This is a genomic window from Curtobacterium sp. 18060 (assembly GCF_902706105.1).
In the GTDB taxonomy this organism is placed as follows: domain Bacteria; phylum Actinomycetota; class Actinomycetes; order Actinomycetales; family Microbacteriaceae; genus Curtobacterium.
Genome location: NZ_CACSJV010000004.1, coordinates 110,539 through 127,684, shown reverse-complemented (window position 1 = coordinate 127,684; position 17,146 = coordinate 110,539). Strand labels below are relative to the sequence as shown.

The 17,146-nt window shown below is 73.2% G+C and carries 14 protein-coding genes; 9 read left to right on the top strand and 5 right to left on the bottom strand.

The window, feature by feature from the left end; translation table 11 throughout:
• The first annotated feature begins 46 nt into the window (after positions 1–46).
• From GVL05_RS03950 to GVL05_RS03915, 8 genes are all read left to right on the top strand, one after another.
• On the top strand, positions 47–1,648 hold the full coding sequence (locus tag GVL05_RS03950; protein WP_159571477.1) for an ABC transporter substrate-binding protein: 1,602 nt from the start codon (positions 47–49) through the stop codon (positions 1,646–1,648).
• Positions 1,645–2,673, top strand: a complete 1,029-nt coding sequence (locus tag GVL05_RS03945; RefSeq protein WP_159571474.1) for an ABC transporter permease — start codon at positions 1,645–1,647, stop codon at positions 2,671–2,673. The genes GVL05_RS03950 and GVL05_RS03945 overlap by 4 nt, the downstream gene beginning before the upstream one ends.
• A complete protein-coding gene (locus tag GVL05_RS03940; RefSeq protein ID WP_111084076.1) occupies positions 2,670–3,554 on the top strand; it encodes an ABC transporter permease in 885 nt (294 codons plus the stop codon). The genes GVL05_RS03945 and GVL05_RS03940 overlap by 4 nt, the downstream gene beginning before the upstream one ends.
• The gene (locus tag GVL05_RS03935) at positions 3,551–5,392 is read left to right on the top strand and encodes an ABC transporter ATP-binding protein (protein WP_159571471.1); all 1,842 of its coding nucleotides are present in this window, start codon (positions 3,551–3,553) and stop codon (positions 5,390–5,392) included. The genes GVL05_RS03940 and GVL05_RS03935 overlap by 4 nt, the downstream gene beginning before the upstream one ends.
• Positions 5,389–7,458 (top strand): CocE/NonD family hydrolase, encoded by a 2,070-nt coding sequence (locus GVL05_RS03930; protein WP_159571468.1) that lies wholly within the window; start codon positions 5,389–5,391, stop codon positions 7,456–7,458. Before GVL05_RS03935 ends, GVL05_RS03930 begins: the two co-directional genes overlap by 4 nt.
• The gene (locus tag GVL05_RS03925; RefSeq protein WP_235035832.1) at positions 7,455–8,147 is read left to right on the top strand and encodes a TetR/AcrR family transcriptional regulator; all 693 of its coding nucleotides are present in this window, start codon (positions 7,455–7,457) and stop codon (positions 8,145–8,147) included. The genes GVL05_RS03930 and GVL05_RS03925 overlap by 4 nt, the downstream gene beginning before the upstream one ends.
• Positions 8,148–8,176: 29 nt before the next feature.
• Positions 8,177–8,590: an SIP domain-containing protein gene (locus tag GVL05_RS03920; protein ID WP_123292793.1), complete on the top strand. Its 414-nt coding sequence runs from the start codon at positions 8,177–8,179 to the stop codon at positions 8,588–8,590.
• A gap of 156 nt (positions 8,591–8,746) precedes the next feature.
• Entirely contained in the window at positions 8,747–9,247 is a 501-nt protein-coding gene (locus tag GVL05_RS03915) for a Dps family protein (protein ID WP_111084072.1), read from the top strand.
• 215 nt (positions 9,248–9,462) lie between these two features.
• On the opposite strand, the gene GVL05_RS03910 is transcribed toward GVL05_RS03915, so the two are convergent.
• The 5 genes from GVL05_RS03910 to GVL05_RS03890 form a co-directional block, all read right to left on the bottom strand.
• Complete coding sequence (locus GVL05_RS03910; protein WP_123292794.1) at positions 9,463–10,125, bottom strand: response regulator transcription factor; 663 nt, start codon at positions 10,123–10,125, stop codon at positions 9,463–9,465.
• A complete protein-coding gene (locus GVL05_RS03905) occupies positions 10,122–11,339 on the bottom strand; it encodes a sensor histidine kinase (protein ID WP_159571465.1) in 1,218 nt (405 codons plus the stop codon). Before GVL05_RS03905 ends, GVL05_RS03910 begins: the two co-directional genes overlap by 4 nt.
• Positions 11,336–12,094, bottom strand: coding sequence for a DedA family protein (locus tag GVL05_RS03900; protein ID WP_159571462.1), 759 nt, complete (start codon positions 12,092–12,094; stop codon positions 11,336–11,338). Before GVL05_RS03900 ends, GVL05_RS03905 begins: the two co-directional genes overlap by 4 nt.
• Positions 12,095–12,187: 93 nt before the next feature.
• A complete protein-coding gene (gene rfaE2 / locus GVL05_RS03895) occupies positions 12,188–13,783 on the bottom strand; it encodes a D-glycero-beta-D-manno-heptose 1-phosphate adenylyltransferase (protein WP_159571459.1) in 1,596 nt (531 codons plus the stop codon).
• On the bottom strand, positions 13,780–15,195 hold the full coding sequence (locus GVL05_RS03890; RefSeq protein ID WP_159571456.1) for an aldehyde dehydrogenase: 1,416 nt from the start codon (positions 15,193–15,195) through the stop codon (positions 13,780–13,782). The genes rfaE2 and GVL05_RS03890 overlap by 4 nt, the downstream gene beginning before the upstream one ends.
• Before the next feature lie 145 nt (positions 15,196–15,340).
• Here GVL05_RS03890 and GVL05_RS03885 point away from each other — a divergent pair, with 145 nt between their 5' ends.
• On the top strand, positions 15,341–16,438 hold the full coding sequence (locus tag GVL05_RS03885) for a glycosyltransferase family 9 protein (protein ID WP_159571453.1): 1,098 nt from the start codon (positions 15,341–15,343) through the stop codon (positions 16,436–16,438).
• Positions 16,439–17,146 lie beyond the last annotated feature (708 nt).

Sequence of the window (17,146 nt, the reverse complement as noted above, 5' to 3'; positions counted from 1 at the left end):
TTCCCTCTATCGTTCACCGGAACGATTACAGGAGGGGCCCCCCCGAATGCAGCCCATCGTCCCCGAACCCCGGAACGCCCGCGGCCCGAGCCGCCGAGCGCTCCTCACCGGCGCCGCCGGTCTGGCCGGCCTCAGCCTGCTCACCCTGACGGGGTGCAGCTCCGGCGCGAACGCCGGCACGCCCACCATCCCCGAAGCGGCGGCCACCGGCGTCGCCCGACGCGGCGGTCGCCTGCGCATCGCGCGTCCGGCCGCCTCGGCCGCCGAGACCCTCGACTCCGCCAGCTCCCTGTCGGCGTACGAGTACCTCGGCGCGCTCTACAACCGGCTCGTCAAGCTCGACGAACAGGGCACCACCGTGCCCGACCTCGCCCAGGAGTGGTCCGCGAACGCCGACGGCACCGAGTGGACGTTCTCGCTCCGCCGCGGCGTCACCTTCCACGACGGCAGCCGCTTCACCGCGGACGACGCCATCGCGAGCATCCGGCACATCCTCGACGAGAAGACCGGCAGCCCGCAGGCCGGGGTCCTCGGCGAGGTGATGGACGCCGACTCGATGCGTGCGACCGACCCGTTCACGCTGCGGTTCTCGCTGACCAAGCCGAACGCCGAGTTCCCGTCGCTGCTCACCGCGTACCAGTGCTACATCGTGCCGGCGGCCGCGATCGCCGACATCGGCCGCACCGGGATCGGGACGGGTCCGTTCCGGCTCTCCGCGTTCACCCCCGCCGGTGCCGGCAGTGTCGAGGCGTTCGAGGACCACTTCGCCGGGCGTCCCGCGCTGGACGGCATCGACTTCTACTCGATCCAGGACACCACCGCCCGGGTGAACGCGCTCCTCGCCGGCCAGATCGACCTGATCTCGCAGACGAACCTGGACTTCGCGACCGCTCGGGTGGTGTCGGCCTCCGACCGCGCCACCGTCGCCCGCTCGAAGAACGCCCAGTGGTACACGATCCCGATGCTCGCCACGAGCGACGAGTTCAGCGACCCGCGGGTCCGCCAGGCGATGAAGCTCGCCTACGACCCGCAGCAGATCGTCGACACCGCCCTGCAGGGCACCGGCTCGCCCGGATGGGACAACCCCGTCCCGCCGCAGCTCGCCGCGTTCGTCAACGACCACCGCGAGTACGACCCGGACAAGGCAAAGGCACTGCTCAAGCAGGCCGGTCACGAGGGGTTCCGGACCTCGATCTACACGTCGAGCTACGAGTCGGTCTTCACGCCGATGGCGGTCGCCTACCGCGACGCCGTCGCCGACGCGGGCATCCGCCTGACCGTCCGCAACGCGAGCTCGGACTCGTACTACACGCAGATCTGGATGCAGAAGCCGCTCATGGTGAGCTACTGGTTCACCGGTCGGCCGATCGACCAGCTCCTCAACCAGATCTTCCGCACGGGCTCGTCCTACAACGAGAGCGCTTGGTCGAACGAGACCTTCGACGGGCTGCTCGACGACGCCCGCGCCGAGATGGACGACGCCAAGCGGCTGACGCTCTACCAGGACGCCCAGCGGCTCGTGGTCGAGGACGGGGCCGACATGACCCCGATGTTCGGCGACCGGCTCGTGGGGCTGTCCCGCGACGTCGTGAACTACTCGGAGTACGGCTTCGAGTTCGACTACCTCCGGATCGGACTTCGCCGATGACGACCAAGAACACCCCGTCGGACGTCCTCGTCCCCGTCCTCCGCCGGGTCGGCATCGCCGTGCTCACGGTCGTGCTCGCCTCGCTCTTCGTGTTCCTGGCCGTGCAGGCACTGCCCGGCGACGTCGCACAGCAGCTCCTCGGCCAGAACGCCACCCCGGACGCCGTGAAGCAGCTGCGCGAGACCCTCGGCCTCGACCAGAACGTGTGGCTCCGCTACCTGCAGTGGCTCGGTGGCGCGGTGCACGGCGACTTCGGCACCTCGCTCGTCAGCGGCGAGGCCGTCGCACCGACGCTGTTCACCGCCTTCCGGAACAGCATGCTCATCGCCGTGCCCGCCATGCTCGTCGGCGTCACGGTGTCCCTGACGCTCGGCGTCCTCGCCGGGGTCCGTCGGGGCCGCCCGTCCGACAAGGTGATCTCGATCGTCAGCCTCGTCGTGATGAGCGTGCCCGAGTTCATGGTCGCGACCGTGCTCGTGCTGCTCTTCGCGATCGGGCTGCCGATCTTCCCCGCCGTCGTGCTGCGGGGCAGCGACGCCACGGTCGGCGAACTCCTGCCGACGATCTGGCTGCCGATCATCGTGCTCACCCTGGCGATGGCCGCCTACATCGTGCGCACCGCCCGCTCCTCGACCATCGACGTGATGGCGTCCGAGTTCGTCACCACGGCGGAGCTCAAGGGCCTGACGATGCGCCGCGTGGTCTGGAAGCACGCGGTGCCGAGCGCGCTGCTGCCGACGCTGAACGTCGTCGCGCTCAACGTCGCCTGGCTGCTCGGCGGTGTCGTCGTCGTCGAGAACGTCTTCAACTACCCGGGCATGGGCAAGCTCATGCTCGAGTCGGTCTTCAACCGCGACCTGCCGACGATCGAGGCGATCGCGCTCCTGAGCGCCGTCATCTACGTCGTCTGCAACCTCGCCGCCGACCTCGTGGCGCTCGCCCTCGACCCGAAGCTGCGGACCCGCCAGCGGCGACCGCGCACGCGCACCCGCACGACGCGCAGCACCAGGAAGGCCGCCGCATGACCGCCACCGCCACCCGCCGCCCCGGACGCGTCGTCCTCGCCGGGGCCCTCGCGCCCCTGCGCGGCTCGACGGCGCTGAGCATCGGCCTCGGCCTCATCGCCTTGCACGTCGTGCTCGCCCTGCTCGCACCGGTCATCGCCGGGTACGACCCGGTGGCCACGAACGCCGGCGACGTCCTCGCCGGCCCGACCTGGACGCACTGGCTCGGCACCGACCAGTACGGCCGTGACGTGCTGTCGCGGACGCTCAACGGCGGCCGGTACGCCCTGCTCGTGACCTTCCTGGCCACGACGATCGCGGTCGCGGTCGGCACGGTGCTCGGTTGCATCACGGCGTACGCCGACAACTGGTTCGACGAGGCCGTCATGCGCGTCGTCGACGCCCTGCTCAGCGTGCCGTCGATCCTCGCCCTGCTGGTCGTGGTCACCGTCTTCGACGCCGGGCTCTGGGTGATCGTCCTCGCCGTCACCGTCGTCTACGCGCCTGCCGTGACCCGCGTCGTCCGCGGTGCCGCCCGCACCGTCATCACGCAGGACTACGTGACGGCCGCCCGGGCACGGGGTGAACGCGCGCTGTCGATCGTGTTCCGCGAGATCCTGCCGAACGTCCTCGACGTGGTGCTCGTCGAGTACGCCATGCGGGCCTCGTGGATCGTGCTGCTCGTCGCGTCGCTGTCCTTCCTCGGCTTCGGCGCCAACCCACCGACGCCCGACTGGGGGCTGATGGTGCAGGAGAACCGCACCGCGCTGACCGTGGTGCCGCTCGGCACGCTCGCACCGATCGTCGCCCTGGCGACCCTGGTGATCGGGCTCAACCTCGCCGCCGACGGCCTGAGCAAGTCGCTCGGCGTCGACCGCGCCACGAAGGGAGTGAGCGCATGACGCACACCGACACCGCACCGGCCGCACCGGCGACCGCGACGGACCCCATCGTCCGCGTCGACGACCTCGCGATCTCCTACGCGGCCGGCAAGCGCCTGGTCCCCGTGGTGCGCGGCGTCTCCTTCGCGATCCCCGCCGGGCGCACCCTCGGCCTCGTCGGGGAGTCCGGCAGCGGCAAGTCCACCGTCGCCCGGACCCTGCTCGCGCACCTCCGGGCGGGCTCGACCATCGTCGGCGGCTCGGTCCGCGTCGGCGGCGACGACGTCTTCGCGCTGTCACCGTCCGGCCGCCGCGAGCTCCGCGGCGGCGTCGCCTCCGTCGTCGCGCAGAACGCCGGCCAGGCACTCACCCCGTCGATGCGCGTCGGCGAGCAGATCCGCGAGGCCCTGCGCGCCCACCGCGAACCCGACGACCCCGAGCGCGTCGCCGAGCTGGTCCGGTTGGTCCGGCTGCCAGACCCCGACGCGATCGTCCGCCGCTACCCGCACCAGCTCTCCGGTGGGCAGCAGCAGCGCATCGCGATCGCGATGGCCGTCGCCGCACGCCCGCGGGTGCTCGTGCTCGACGAGCCCACGACGGCGCTCGACGTCGTCACCCAGGCCGCCGTCCTCGACCTGATCGCTGACCTCGGCCGGCAGCTCGGCATGGCCGTCCTGCTCGTCAGCCACGACCTCGGGGTCGTGTCGGCGATGGCGGACGAGATCGCCGTCATGCGCGACGGCGAGATCGTCGAGCACGCCGCCACGGCGGCGCTCTTCGCCGCCCCGCAGCACGAGTACACGCGTGCCCTGCTGGCCGCGGTGCCGGACGGGCGACGGCCGGGAGGATCGGGGCACGTGCCCGAGACGGCGACCGTCTCGTCGACGGTCGCCTCCACGGCCGGCCGAACCGTGCCTCTCCCCACCGGCACGGCCGGCCCGCCGCTGGCGCGTCGCGCCGGAACCGGCGGCGTGGGCCCAGAACCGCTCGTCCGTCCCGTGGTGACCGCTGAGGACCTGGTGATCCGCTACGGACGCGGCCTGCCGGCCGCCGTCGACGGCGTGTCCTTCACGATCGCGCCGCGCGAGACGCTCGCGGTCGTGGGGGAGTCCGGAAGTGGCAAGTCGACGCTCGCGACCGCCCTCGCCGGCCTGGTGCCGACAGAGTCGGGCACGTTCTCGTTCGACGACGGGACCGTGAGCGGCGACCTGCGCGAGCCGATCGCCGGACGGTCCCCGGACCTTCGTCGTGCGGTGCAGCTCGTGTTCCAGAACGCCGACACGTCGCTCAACCCGCGGCGCACCGTGGGCGCGGCGATCGGGCGACCGCTCAAGCTGTTCACGGGCACGTCCTCGCGGCAGCGCGTCGGCGAGCTGCTCACCCAGGTCGGCCTCGGCCCGGAGTTCGCCGAGCGGCTGCCGGCGCAGCTCTCCGGTGGGCAGCGGCAGCGCGTCGGCATCGCCCGGGCCCTCGCCGCCGAGCCGCGCCTGGTCATCGCCGACGAGATCACCACCGCGCTCGACGTGCAGGTGCAGGCCGGGATCCTCGCGCTCCTCGCCGACCTGCAGCGCTCGCGCGGGCTCAGTTGCCTGTTCATCAGCCACGACCTGGCCGTCGTCCGGGGCGTCGCCGACCGGGTCGCCGTGATGACCGGCGGCCGGATCGTCGAGATCGGACCGACCGAGCGGGTCTTCACCGGCCCGAACCACCCGTACACGTCGACGCTGCTGGCCGCGACGCTCGAGCCGGGCAGCACCGAGCTGCCCGACGTCGGCGACGGGGTGCCGCGCTGGCGGCACACCGAGGGCTGGACCGACCACGGCGACGGACACCTGACCCGGAACTGGGAGGACGCATGAGCCGCGATCGCTCGGTGTCCGCCGACGCTTCGACCTTCACCGCCATCGGCGCCCCGGACTCGCTGCCGGACGGCGTGACCGTCCGCGACGAGTGGATCCCGATGCCCGACGGCGTCCGGCTGCACACCCGGATCTGGTCGCCGGCGTCGCCCGACGGTCCGGTGCCGGTGCTGCTCGAGTACCTGCCGTACCGGCTCGACGACTGGACCGCGCCCCGCGACTCGGAACGGCACCCCTGGTACGCCCAGCACGGGTACGCCTCGGTCCGGGTCGACATCCGGGGCAGCGGCTCGTCGGACGGGTTCTTCGACGACGAGTACAGCGAGCAGGAGCTCCGCGACGGAGAGGCCGTGATCGCCTGGCTCGCCGAGCAGGAGTGGTCCACCGGCGCCGTCGGCATGTTCGGCATCTCGTGGGGCGGGTTCAACGCCCTGCAACTGGCAGCGCGTGCGCCCGCCGCGCTCAAGGCCATCGTCACGGTGTGTTCGACCGACGACCGGTACGACAACGACGTGCACTACGTCGGCGGAGCGGTGCTCGGCATCGACATGGCGGCGTGGGGCGCGACGATGTTCGCGTTCAACTCGCGGCCGCCCCGGCCCGAGGTCGTCGGCACGGACTGGGTCGACCGGTGGCGCGAGCGGCTGGAGTCGAACCGCCCGATGACGCCGGTGTGGCTCGCGCACCAGGAACGCGACGACTACTGGCGGCACGGCAGCGCCGCCGAGGACTACGGCAACATCGGCGCAGCGGTCCTCGCCGTCGGCGGCTGGGCGGACCCGTACCGCGACGCCGTGCTCCGACTGGTGTCGAACGTGCAGTCCCCGGTCAAGGGCATCGTCGGGCCGTGGTCGCACCAGTACCCGGACCGCGGTCTCGCACCCGGACCGTCGATCGGGTTCCTGCAGGAGACGCTGCGTTGGTGGGACCGCTGGCTCCGCGGGATCGACACCGGCGTCGAGGCGGACCCCGCACTCCGCGCCTGGATCAACGAGGGCGAAGCCCCGGCGACGTACTACGCCTCGCGACGGGGTCGGTGGGTGGGCGCCGAGGCGTGGCCGTCGGCGGCGACGCACCGGCGCGCGCTGCCGCTCGCGACGCTGCGCGGCGGCGAGGACGGGCCGGTCGTCGTCCGGTCGCCGCAGCACACCGGCGCCGACGCAGGACGGTTCTTCCCGTTCGGCAACGCGACCGACCTGCCACCGGACCAGCGTGCCGAGGACGGCCGCTCCGTCTGCTTCGACCTGCCCGTCGGCCGGGCGTTCGACCTGCTCGGCAACGCGCTCGTCACCCTGTCGGTCACGAGCGACCAGCCCCGCGCCACCCTGACCGTGCGGTTGTGCGACGTCGCGCCGGACGGCTCGTCGACCCTCGTGACGCGCGGGGTGCTCAACGCGGCGAAGCGGGACGGCATGGACCGGAACGACCCGCTGGTCCCCGGCGAACCGGCGTCGCTGCCGGTGCAGCTCGTCGCGACCGGTCACCGGTTCGCCGCCGGGCACCGCCTGCGGATCGCGGTGTCGTCGTCCTACTGGCCCTGGGTCTGGCCGCACGGCACCGAGGCCACCGTCACGATCGACCCGACGGCGTCCGAGGTGTGCCTGCCCGTCTGGACGCGCGACACCGACGACGACGTGCACTTCGACGAGCCCGAGCGGTCGACGCCGCTCGTGATCGAGCGCGTGGCACCGACCGAGCAGCTGCCCCAGCGCACCGTCACGCACGACGTCGAGACGGGGGAGTGGACCCTCGACGTCGACCCCGGGTACGGCGGTGGACGGGTCTACCCGGACGGGCTCGTCTTCAGCGAGGACGCCCGCGAGACGTACCGCATCCGGTCGGACGACCCGAACTCGGCCGTGGCATCGTCGCGCTGGGCGATCGGCCTGGAGAAGCCGGACTGGTCGGCACGACTCGAGACGTCCTCGGAGGTCACCGCCGACGCCGAGGCCTTCCACGTCGTGAACACCGTGCGAGCCTGGGCCCGTGACGGCGGTGCGGACGTCCCCGAGGTCCTGGTCACCGAGCAGACCTTCACCGACGACGTCCCGAGGACCTCGGCGTGACCGGGGCGGCGAGGGCTGCACAGGGCGCCGCAGCGGGTGCGGCGCCGCGCGTCCGGCAGCGTCCCGAGGTCCGGCGCGCGATGATCGTCGCGGCCGCCCGTGCCGTGATCGTCCGGAACGGTGTCGGCGCGACGGGGCTGCGCGACATCGCCGCCGAGGCCGGGGTCTCCGTCGGCACCGTGACCTACCACTTCGGCAGCGTGGCGGAGATCCTCAACGAGGTCGTCGTGCTCGAGACGGAGCGCTTCTACGGAGCGATCGTCATCGCCGTCGACGCCGAGTCCGACCCCGTCGAGGCGCTGCGGATGCTGGTGGCGCCCCTGTTCGACGACACCGAACAGGTCCGGCAGCACTGGAGGATCTGGTCCGACTACTGGACCGCGGTCGCCCGTCGGCCCGAGGTGGCCGCCGAGTACGCCGAACGGATCCGCGTCTGGGAGGCCTGTCTGGTCCGCGTGATCCGCCGCGGGGCCGACGCCGGCACGTTCCCGGGCGGTGCCGGACCGATCGAACCGGACACCGTCGCCCTGAAGCTCGCGGCCTACAGCGACGGGGTCGCGACGCAGATCGCCCAGGGCGTTCCGGGGCTCACACACACCGTCGCGCTGTCGTGGATGTGGACGTTCCTGGCGCACGAACTCGGTGTGCCGGCTGTGGAGATCGCCGGAACCGGCCAGCAGGCCTTGTGATGAGGTAAGGCTTGCCTTACCGTTGCAGCATGGCACGGACCCGGCGACAGCCCAGTGAACGCATCCTCATCGCCGGCGGCGTCGAGGACCTGCCGGAGATCCGCCGGCAGCTCGAAGACCTGCCGGAGAACGCGTACGGACAGGTCTTCGTCGAGGTCGCCCTCGACGAGCAGATCCGCATCCTGCCCGCGCCGCCCCGCGTGACCGTGACGTGGCTGGTCCGCAGCGCCCGCACCTCGGCGGTGTCGCCACTCGTCTTCGCCGACCACGGCGAGGCCCTCGCGCACGCCCTGACCGGCTGGGCGGCCGAGTGGTGCGTCGCCGACTGCGAGCCGCGCACGAGCGTCTGGATCGGGTGCACTGACAGCCCCTGGGTCGAGCGCGCACGTTCCGCCGTCCAGATCGAGCTGAGCGACGCCGGCTTCGACACGCTCGTCGGCTGACCGCTGCCGGCTGGCGGCTGCTGCCCGCCGGTAAGGGCAGCCTCCGCTTCCTTGCGGCATACAAGAGAAGCGGGCATGGTTGTGTCCATCGGCAGCACCGAACTGGTCAGGACAGGCCCAGCGATCCGGTGTAACCACGACGCAGGAGGTTCAGACATGACCACGACCACCACCAGCACCACGACCACCACGTCCCCGTTCTCGACGACGCCGGAGCTCGCCGCCGGAGTGGCACAGTTCCTCGCCCCCGTCGTGATCGACCTCGAGGCACTCGTCGTCAACGGCAAGCAGGCGCACTGGCACGTCCGCGGCCGCAACTTCGTCGGTGTGCACGAGCTCCTCGACGACATCGTCGAGCACGCCCAGGCCTACGCCGACACCGCCGCGGAGCGCATCGTCGCCCTCGGCCTGCCGGTCGACTCGCGCATCGCGACCGTCGCCGCCAACACGACGCTGCCGCCGCTGTCGCAGGGCTTCCAGAACTCCGACGTCACCATCACCGAGGTCATCGCCCAGATCGACGCGGCCCTGCTGCAGGTCCGTCGCGCCGTCGAGGGTCTCGACGAGGTCGACCTCAACAGCCAGGACGTCGTCATCGAGATCGAGCGCGGTCTGACGAAGGACCGCTGGTTCCTGCAGGCGCACCTCGCCGCCTGAGTCGCGACCACCCCCGGACGGGAGGCCCGGTGCCAGCTGGCACCGGGCCTCCCGTCCGTCTGTCGTCGCGTCTGCCCACCGCGACCCGCTTCGACCCCGTGCGCGGCTGGGCGACACGCCGCTGACGCGACGCCGAGGTTCCACGGCCCGACGTTTCGGCGCGCGAGATGTGCAGATTTCGGAACCTCGGGGGACGTGAGCGGCGCGGCGGCGCGTCAGGCGGACGGGCGGACCAGGCCGGCCTCGTACGCCAGCACCACGGCGTGCACCCGGTCGCGCAACTGCAACTTCGCCAGCACCCGCCCCACGTGGGTCTTGACGGTCTGCTCCGCGATGAACAGGTCGCCCGCGATCTCGCCGTTCGACCGCCCGCGCGCCATGAGCAGGAACACGTCGCGCTCCCGGTCGGTCAGGACGTCGAGCACCTCGGTGCGCGGAGCGGCGGTGACCGGTCCGGCGACGAACGCCTCGACCAGGTGCCGGGTCACGCGCGGCGCGAGCAGTGCCTCGCCCGCGGCCACCGTGCGCACCGCCGCGACGAGCTCGTCGGCGCTCGCGTCCTTGAGCAGGAAGCCGCTCGCCCCGGCCCGCAGAGCGTCGAACACGTAGTCGTCGATGTCGAACGTCGTCAGCATGACCACGCGGACGGGTCGGTCCGTCGGCGCCGCCGTGATCCGTCGGGTCGCCTCGATCCCGTCGAGTTCCGGCATCCGGACGTCCATCAGGATCACGTCCGGCTGCAGCCGGATCGCCGCGACCACCGCCTCGGCACCGTTCGCGGCCTCGCCCACGACCTCGACGTCGTCCTGGGCCTGGAGGATCGCCCGCAGTCCCATGCGGAACATCTGCTGGTCGTCCACCACCATCACCCGCGTCATCGGCTTCCCCCGTCGGCCGCCGGTACGCGGACGGGTAGGGTCACCACGACCGTGAAGCCGCCGTCCGCCACGGGGCCGTGGTCGATCGTGCCCTCGAGCGCCGTCACCCGCTCGCGCATCCCGGCCAGGCCGAAGCCACCGTCGTCGGGTGGTGCGGCCGGCACGGTGCCAGCGGGTGGAGCGGTGTTGGCGACCTCCACCCGGAGACGCGAGCCGTGCCTCCTGACCGTCACGACGGTGGACGCGCCGGGCGCGTGCCGGGCGACGTTGCCGAGCGCCTCCTGCACGACCCGGTAGACGGTGAGCTGTGCGAGCCGGTCGACGTCGTCGGCGACGTCGACGTCGAGCTCCACCGGGATGCCGGCGGCGCGGGTGGCCTGCACGAGCGCGGGCAGGTCGGCGAGGTCCGGCTGCGGTGCGCGCTCGGCGGCGGTGTCCCCGCGCAGGGTGCCGAGCAGCTGGCGCATCTCGCGCAGCGCGGTACGCGAGGTCTCGGCGATCGCGGCGAACTCGGCGCGGGCCTCCTGCGGCAGGTCGGCCACCCGGTACGGGGCCGACTCCGCCTGCATGTGCACGACGGACATGCTGTGCGCGACGACGTCGTGCAGCTCGCGGGCGATGCGGGAGCGTTCCTCGACCGTGCGGCGCCGGGCCTGCTCGAGCTCGGCGTCGCGGCGGGCGGCGACGAGCTCCTGGCGGATGCTGCGGCGCTGCCCGATGACGACGGCGGCCGCGGCGACCAGGAGCGTGTCGCCGGCGGACACGACGAAGCTCGTCGCCCACACGGCGGGCTGGTCCCAGCGGCCCGGCGTCACGGCGACGAGCAGCAGGGGGAGCACGGCGGCGACGGCCCACACGATCGCGGTCAGCCGCCAGGTCGAGCGGACCCCGAGCACGACGAGCAGGACGCTCAGGCCGATGATGCCGGTGACCGGGATCGGCCACGGGCTCGTCTCGACCGGGGCGGTGAGCAGGCCGAGCGCGACGAGTCCGACGAGGTGGGCGGCGGCGGCGGTGCGGGGGACGAACGGGGCGATGCCGATGCTGACCGCGAGCACCGCCGACACGAGCAGGGAGAGCGGGACGGCGACGGCGTAGTAGACCGAGGTCACCGGGGCGGCGACGCTGAACAGGGACACCACCGCGACCACGAGAGCGATCCGGGTCGCCAGCGGCAGCCAGGTCGGTCGCGGGCGGAGCAGGGCGGTGGTCACTGTCGGACGATCTCTCCGGTGGGGACGATGCGGGGTGTGGCGGACGGGGCGTGCGCGACGGGTGTGGTGCTCGCGGTGGGCAGGTCGGTCGCGGGCACGTCGGTCGTGGGCACGCCGGTCGTGGGGACGATCGCGGCGGCCGCTCGGGCGGCACGAGCGTCGCGCCTGCGGCTGATGCTACCGATCACCCGGTCGACCGCGATGCCGAGGCCGCCCGCGACCACCATCGACACCAGGGCGGCGACGAGCGGCTCGTGCAGCACCTGCGACGCGGCCAGGGCGATCCCGACCGAGGTCGCGGACCACGCCGTCCCGGCGATCGCACTGATGGCGAGGAAGCGACGGTAGGGCAGCCGTGTCGCGCCGGCGGTCATGTTCACCGCGACCCGGCCGACGGGGATGTACCGGCCGACCAGGATCAGGCTCGCGGACCGGCGCTGCATCTGCCGTTCGGCGAACGCGAACGCCGCGGCGATCCGCGGCCGTCGGGACTGCGCCAGACGGGCGAGTCCGATCCGGCGACCGATCCAGTACGCCACCGAGTCACCCGCGATCGCCCCCACCGCGGCGGCCACCAGGACCCCGGCCAGGACGGGCTCGCCGGAAGTCGCGGCGATGGCTGCGATGGCGACCAGGGCCGACTCGCTCGGGACCGGCGGGAAGAAGCCGTCGACGAAGCACAGGGCGACGAGCACGACGTAGACGAGCGGACTCGCGGCCAACTCGACGACGAACGGGGTGATCTGGTCGAACACGGCGACGCTCCCTCCGCCGACGGACCTCGTCGACGGGTTCGACGCTACGGAGCGCCGGGAGCGTTGCCATCCCGCCGGGGTCTCGACGACCCCCTACTGCGGTATGACCTTTCCGTCGGTGGTCCCCTCGGGGTCGGTCGCGGCTGCGGTCGCGGTGGTCGCTGCGGCTGGCACCGCGGACCCGGCCGACGCGGCAGCTGGCACCGCGGACCCGGCCGACGCTGCCGCGGCTTCGCGGATGCGCCGGACCACGGCCGTCGTGGAGTGCTCGGGGACGTAGTCGACCATCACCACCTCGCCGCCGTACCCGCGCACGACCGCCGTCTCGCGGAGCATCTCGGGCGAGTAGTCACCGCCCTTGACGTAGACCTCGGGGTGCAGCCGTTCGATGAGCGGGATCGGGGTGTCGGTCGCGAACACCGTCACCAGGTCGACGCAGGCCAGGGCGGCGATCACCCCGGCGCGGTCCTCGGCCGGGTTGATCGGGCGCTCCGGGCCCTTCAGCCGTCGCACCGAGTCGTCGTCGTTCAGCGCCACGACGAGCAGGTCACCGAGGTCCCGGGCCTGGCGCAGGTACGTCGTGTGCCCACGGTGCACGACGTCGAAGCAGCCGTTCGTGAACACCACGCGCCGACCGGCCTGGCGGGCCCGTTCGACGGCGATCGCGAGTTCGTCGTGGTCGACGACGGTGGCTGCCGGTGCCGTCACCGAGTCGAGCAGGGCGGCGGCGCTGCAGACCGACGTGCCGGCTTCGCGGACGACGACGTCGGCGGCGGCCTGCGCCACGGAGACGGCGTCGCGGACGGACGCGTCGACCGCGAGCGCCACCGTCGCGGCGGCGCAGAACGTGTCCCCGGCTCCGGACGCCTGCTGCTCCGAGGCCGGCACCGCACGGGTGCGGAAACCCTCGTCCGTGCTGCGCTCGAGCAGCACGGTGCCGTCGCGGTCGAGCGTGACGACGGCCGCGCGGGCACCGGTCCGGGCGAGGACGTCGGCGCGTGCGCCCAGGACGGCGGCCACCCGGTCGGCGCCGGTCCCGAGGTCGCGTCCGAGCAGTGCTGCGGCCTCGCCGGCGTTGGGTGTGACGAGGTCGGGTCGCAACGAGGCCCAGCGGGGCGGGTCGTGCGCGTCGACGACGATGGACCCGGGGCGGTCGCGGTCGAGTACCGGGACGACGTCCTCGGCACGGACGCCGAGTCCGTAGTCGCAGACGACCGCGGCGTCGGCGCACCGGACCGCTCGGGCGACGGCGCGTGCCAGCCGTTCGTTGTGGTCGGCGGTCGGGGTTCCGGCCAGGTCGTCGACCCGGACCACGACCCGGTCGCCACCGACCACGCGGGACTTCGTGGTGGTGCGCGCTCCGGCGATCTCGACCAGGAACGCGGTGTCGACGCCCGCGGTCTCGAGCCGTTCGCGCAGGACGCCACCGGCCTCGTCGTCGCCGATGAGTCCGACGAGCCGGACCCGGGCGCCGAGCGCGCGGGCGTTCACCGCGGTGTTCGCGGCGCCACCGGGCACCGCGATCGTCTCGGTGACCCGGACGACGGGTGCAGGGGCCTCGCGCGAGACCCGCTCGGCCTCGCCCACGGTCCACCGGTCGAGGATGCAGTCGCCGATCACGACGACGAGCGGTTCGCGGTCGTCGATCGTGGCGACCAGGTCGCGGACGAGCCGGACGTCGACGCTCATCGTGTGCCGCCGGCGGTGCGTGCGGGGGCGGGCTCGAGGTGCACGACCGTGGTCGTGGTCATCTCGTCGAGCAGGTGCGGGCCGTACCCGAAACCCGCTCCGGAGGCACCTCGCGGCTGGGCACTGCCGCCCGGCGCACCACCGAACACCGCGTTGACCTTCACGGTGCCGACCGGCAGCTCCGCGGCGGCGCGCAGAGCGTGACCGGTGTCGTTCGTCAGGACGGTGGCGGCCAGGCCGTACCGGTCGGCGGCCGCGAGCCGGAGCCCCTCGTCGAAGTCGGCCACGACACGGACCGGCGCGATCGGGCCGAAGGTCTCCTCGGTCATCACGAGCATGTCGTCGGTGCACCCGGTGAGCACGGTCGCCGGGTAGAAGGATCCGACGCCGTCCGGGGTGACCCCACCGGCCCGTGCCGAGGCACCGCGCTGCAGGGCGTCGTCGACGTGGGACTGCACGGTGCTGCGCAGCCGGTCGTCGACCAACGGGCCGTAGGTCGTCGCGGGTGCGGCGGTGCGGCGCTCCGCCTCGGCCACGAGGGCGGCGACGAAGGGCTCGGCGACGTCGCGGTGCACGTAGACGCGTTCGACGCTGGTGCAGATCTGCCCGGTGTTCGCGAACGCACCGAGGGCCACCTGGGCGGCGGCCCACGCCGGGTCGACGTCGGCGTCGACGACGACCGCGTCGTTCCCGCCGTTCTCACGGACCACGTGGGCTCGGGTCGCGACGGCGACCTCGGACAGCCGGTCACCGGTCGCGGTGGACCCGACGTGCGCGTACGCGTCGACGCCCTCCTGGGCGAGCAACAGCTCGCCGGTGGACCCGTCCCCGTCCACGCCGACGAGCACGCCGTCGGGCAGGACCTCGGCGAGCAGCGCGTTCAGGCGTGCGATGGTGGCGGGGGACCGCTCGCTGCCCTTGTGCACCACGGTGTTGCCGGTGACGATCGCGGCACCGAGGATCCCGCAGGCCACGGCGACCGGGTCGTTCCACGGCGTCAGCGCGAGGACGACCCCGCGGGGGTGTGGGACGGCCCAGTCGGCGGCCCCGAACTGCCCGCGCAGCGCCTCGCCGCGGTGCACCGGTCCGAGCTCGGCGTACTGCACGAGCGTTCCGACGCCGGCCTCGACCCCACCGAGTGCGCCACCCGGCACCTTGCCGGTCTCGCGGGTGTTCAGGTCGGCGAGCTCCTGGGCGTGTGCGCGCACGTGCTCGGCCGCCGCGTGCAACAGTGCGCCGCGCTCGGCCGGGGCCGTGCGCGCCCAGGCGCCGGCAGCTGCCCGGGCACGGGCGACGGCATCACGGACCTCGGCTTCGGAGGCACGGGGCACAGTCGACGCGACCGTCCCGTCGACGGGGTCGGTCACCACCAGGTCCGTGGCGGCGTCGGCAGCAGCGGGTGCGATCGTCATGGTGTCCTTCCGGAGGGCGGGCGGGGGTCAGACGGTGCTCGGACACCGCTGTGTGCCGACTCGACTCCGCGCTTCGTGTCCATCGGTGCCCGTCCGCCGCCCGGTGCTGGACGTCCCACCGGCACCCGACCGGTAGACGAGAGGCGTGCAGCAGATCGGTGTGGGCGGAGAACGGTTCGACGGCGTGACCGAGATCGCGGTGCTCCGCGGCGGGGGCCTCGGCGACCTGATGTTCGCCGTGCCGGCCCTCGAGGCCCTCGCCGCCGCCTACCCGGACGCGCGCATCACCCTCCTCGGCACGCCCGCCGCGGCAGCGGTCCTGGGCGGCCGGACCGACGCCGTGCACGCCTTCGAGGAACTCCCGGTCGCACCGGGTGTCCGCGACGCCGGCGACGACGCTCCTGATGCCGAGGACTTCTTCGCGCGGCTGTCCGGCCGGTTCGACCTCGCGGTGCAGCTGCACGGTGGGGGTCGCAACTCGAACCCGTTCCTGCTCCGTCTCGGCGCCCGGCACACCGTCGGCACCGCGACCGAGGACGCCGAGGTCCTCGAGCGCTGGGTGCGCTACGTGTACTACCAGCACGAGGTCCTGCGTGCCCTCGAGGTCGTGTCGCTCGCGGGGGCCGCCCCCGTCACGCTCGATCCGCGGGTGCACGTGTCCGACGACGAGCGGGCGGCGGTCCGCGAGCGGCTCGGCGTCGCCGGGGACGGCACCCGACTCCTGGCGATCCACCCCGGGGCGACGGATCCGCGCCGCCGATGGAGCCCCTCGCGCTTCGCCGAGGTCGCCCGCGTCCGGCTCGCCGCCGGGGACGACGTGGTGCTCGTCGGCGACGCGTCCGACGTGCCGGCGTCCACCGCCATCGTCGACGCGCTGCCCGCCGACCTCGCCGGACGCGTGCACGACCTGACCGGTGCCGTGCCGCTCCGCGAGCTCCCCGCCGTGCTCGCTGCCGCCGACGTCATGGTCGGCGACGACTCCGGCCCGCGGCACCTGGCGGTCGCCGTCGGGACGCCCACCGTCGGCGTGTTCTGGTTCGGCAACGTCGTCAACGCCGGGCCGTTCGACCGCGGACGCCACCGCGTGCACCTGTCCTACGTCACGCGCTGCCCGGTCTGCGGGATCGACGTCACGCAGGTGGGGTGGACGGCCGAGCGCTGCGCGCACGACCCGTCCTACGTCGACGAGGTCGACCCGCAACTGGTCCTCGACGACGTCGCCGACCTGCTCCGCACCGTCTGACAGCACCGTCTGATCGCACCGTGCGCAGGTCCCCACCCTGTGCGCGGTTGACCGCTGCGTGCTGCGCTGCAAGCGCGCACCACGCCGTCAACTCCGCACCAGACGACGCACGCCGCACCGCGCAGGCAACGTGACAAGACCGCCGGACGGGAAGCCCGGCGCACGACCGGCACCGCGCCTCCCGTCCGCACCGTGCGCAGGTCCCCACCCGGTGCACGGTTGACCGCTGCGTGCGGCGCTGCAAGCGCGCACCACGCCGTCAACTCCGCACCAGACGACGCACGCCGCACCGCGCAGGCAACGTGACAAGCAGGACGGACGGGAAGCCCGGCGCACGACCGGCACCGCGCCTCCCGTCCGCACCGTGCGCACGTCACCACCCGGTGCGGTTGACCGCTGCGTGCGGCGCTGCAAGCGCGCACCACGCCGTCAACTCCGCACCAGACAACGCACGCCGCACCGCGCAGGCAACGTGACAAGCAGGACGGACGGGAAGCCCGGCGCACGACCGGCACCGCGCCTCCCGTCCGCACCGTGCGCACGTCACCACCCGGTGCGGTTGACCGCTGCGTGCGGCGCTGCAAGCGCGCACCACGCCGTCAACTCCGCACCAGACAACGCAAGCCGCACCGCGCAGGCAACGTGACAAGCAGGACGGACGGGAGGCACGGTGCCAACCCGGCACCGCGCCTCCCGTCCGCACCGTGC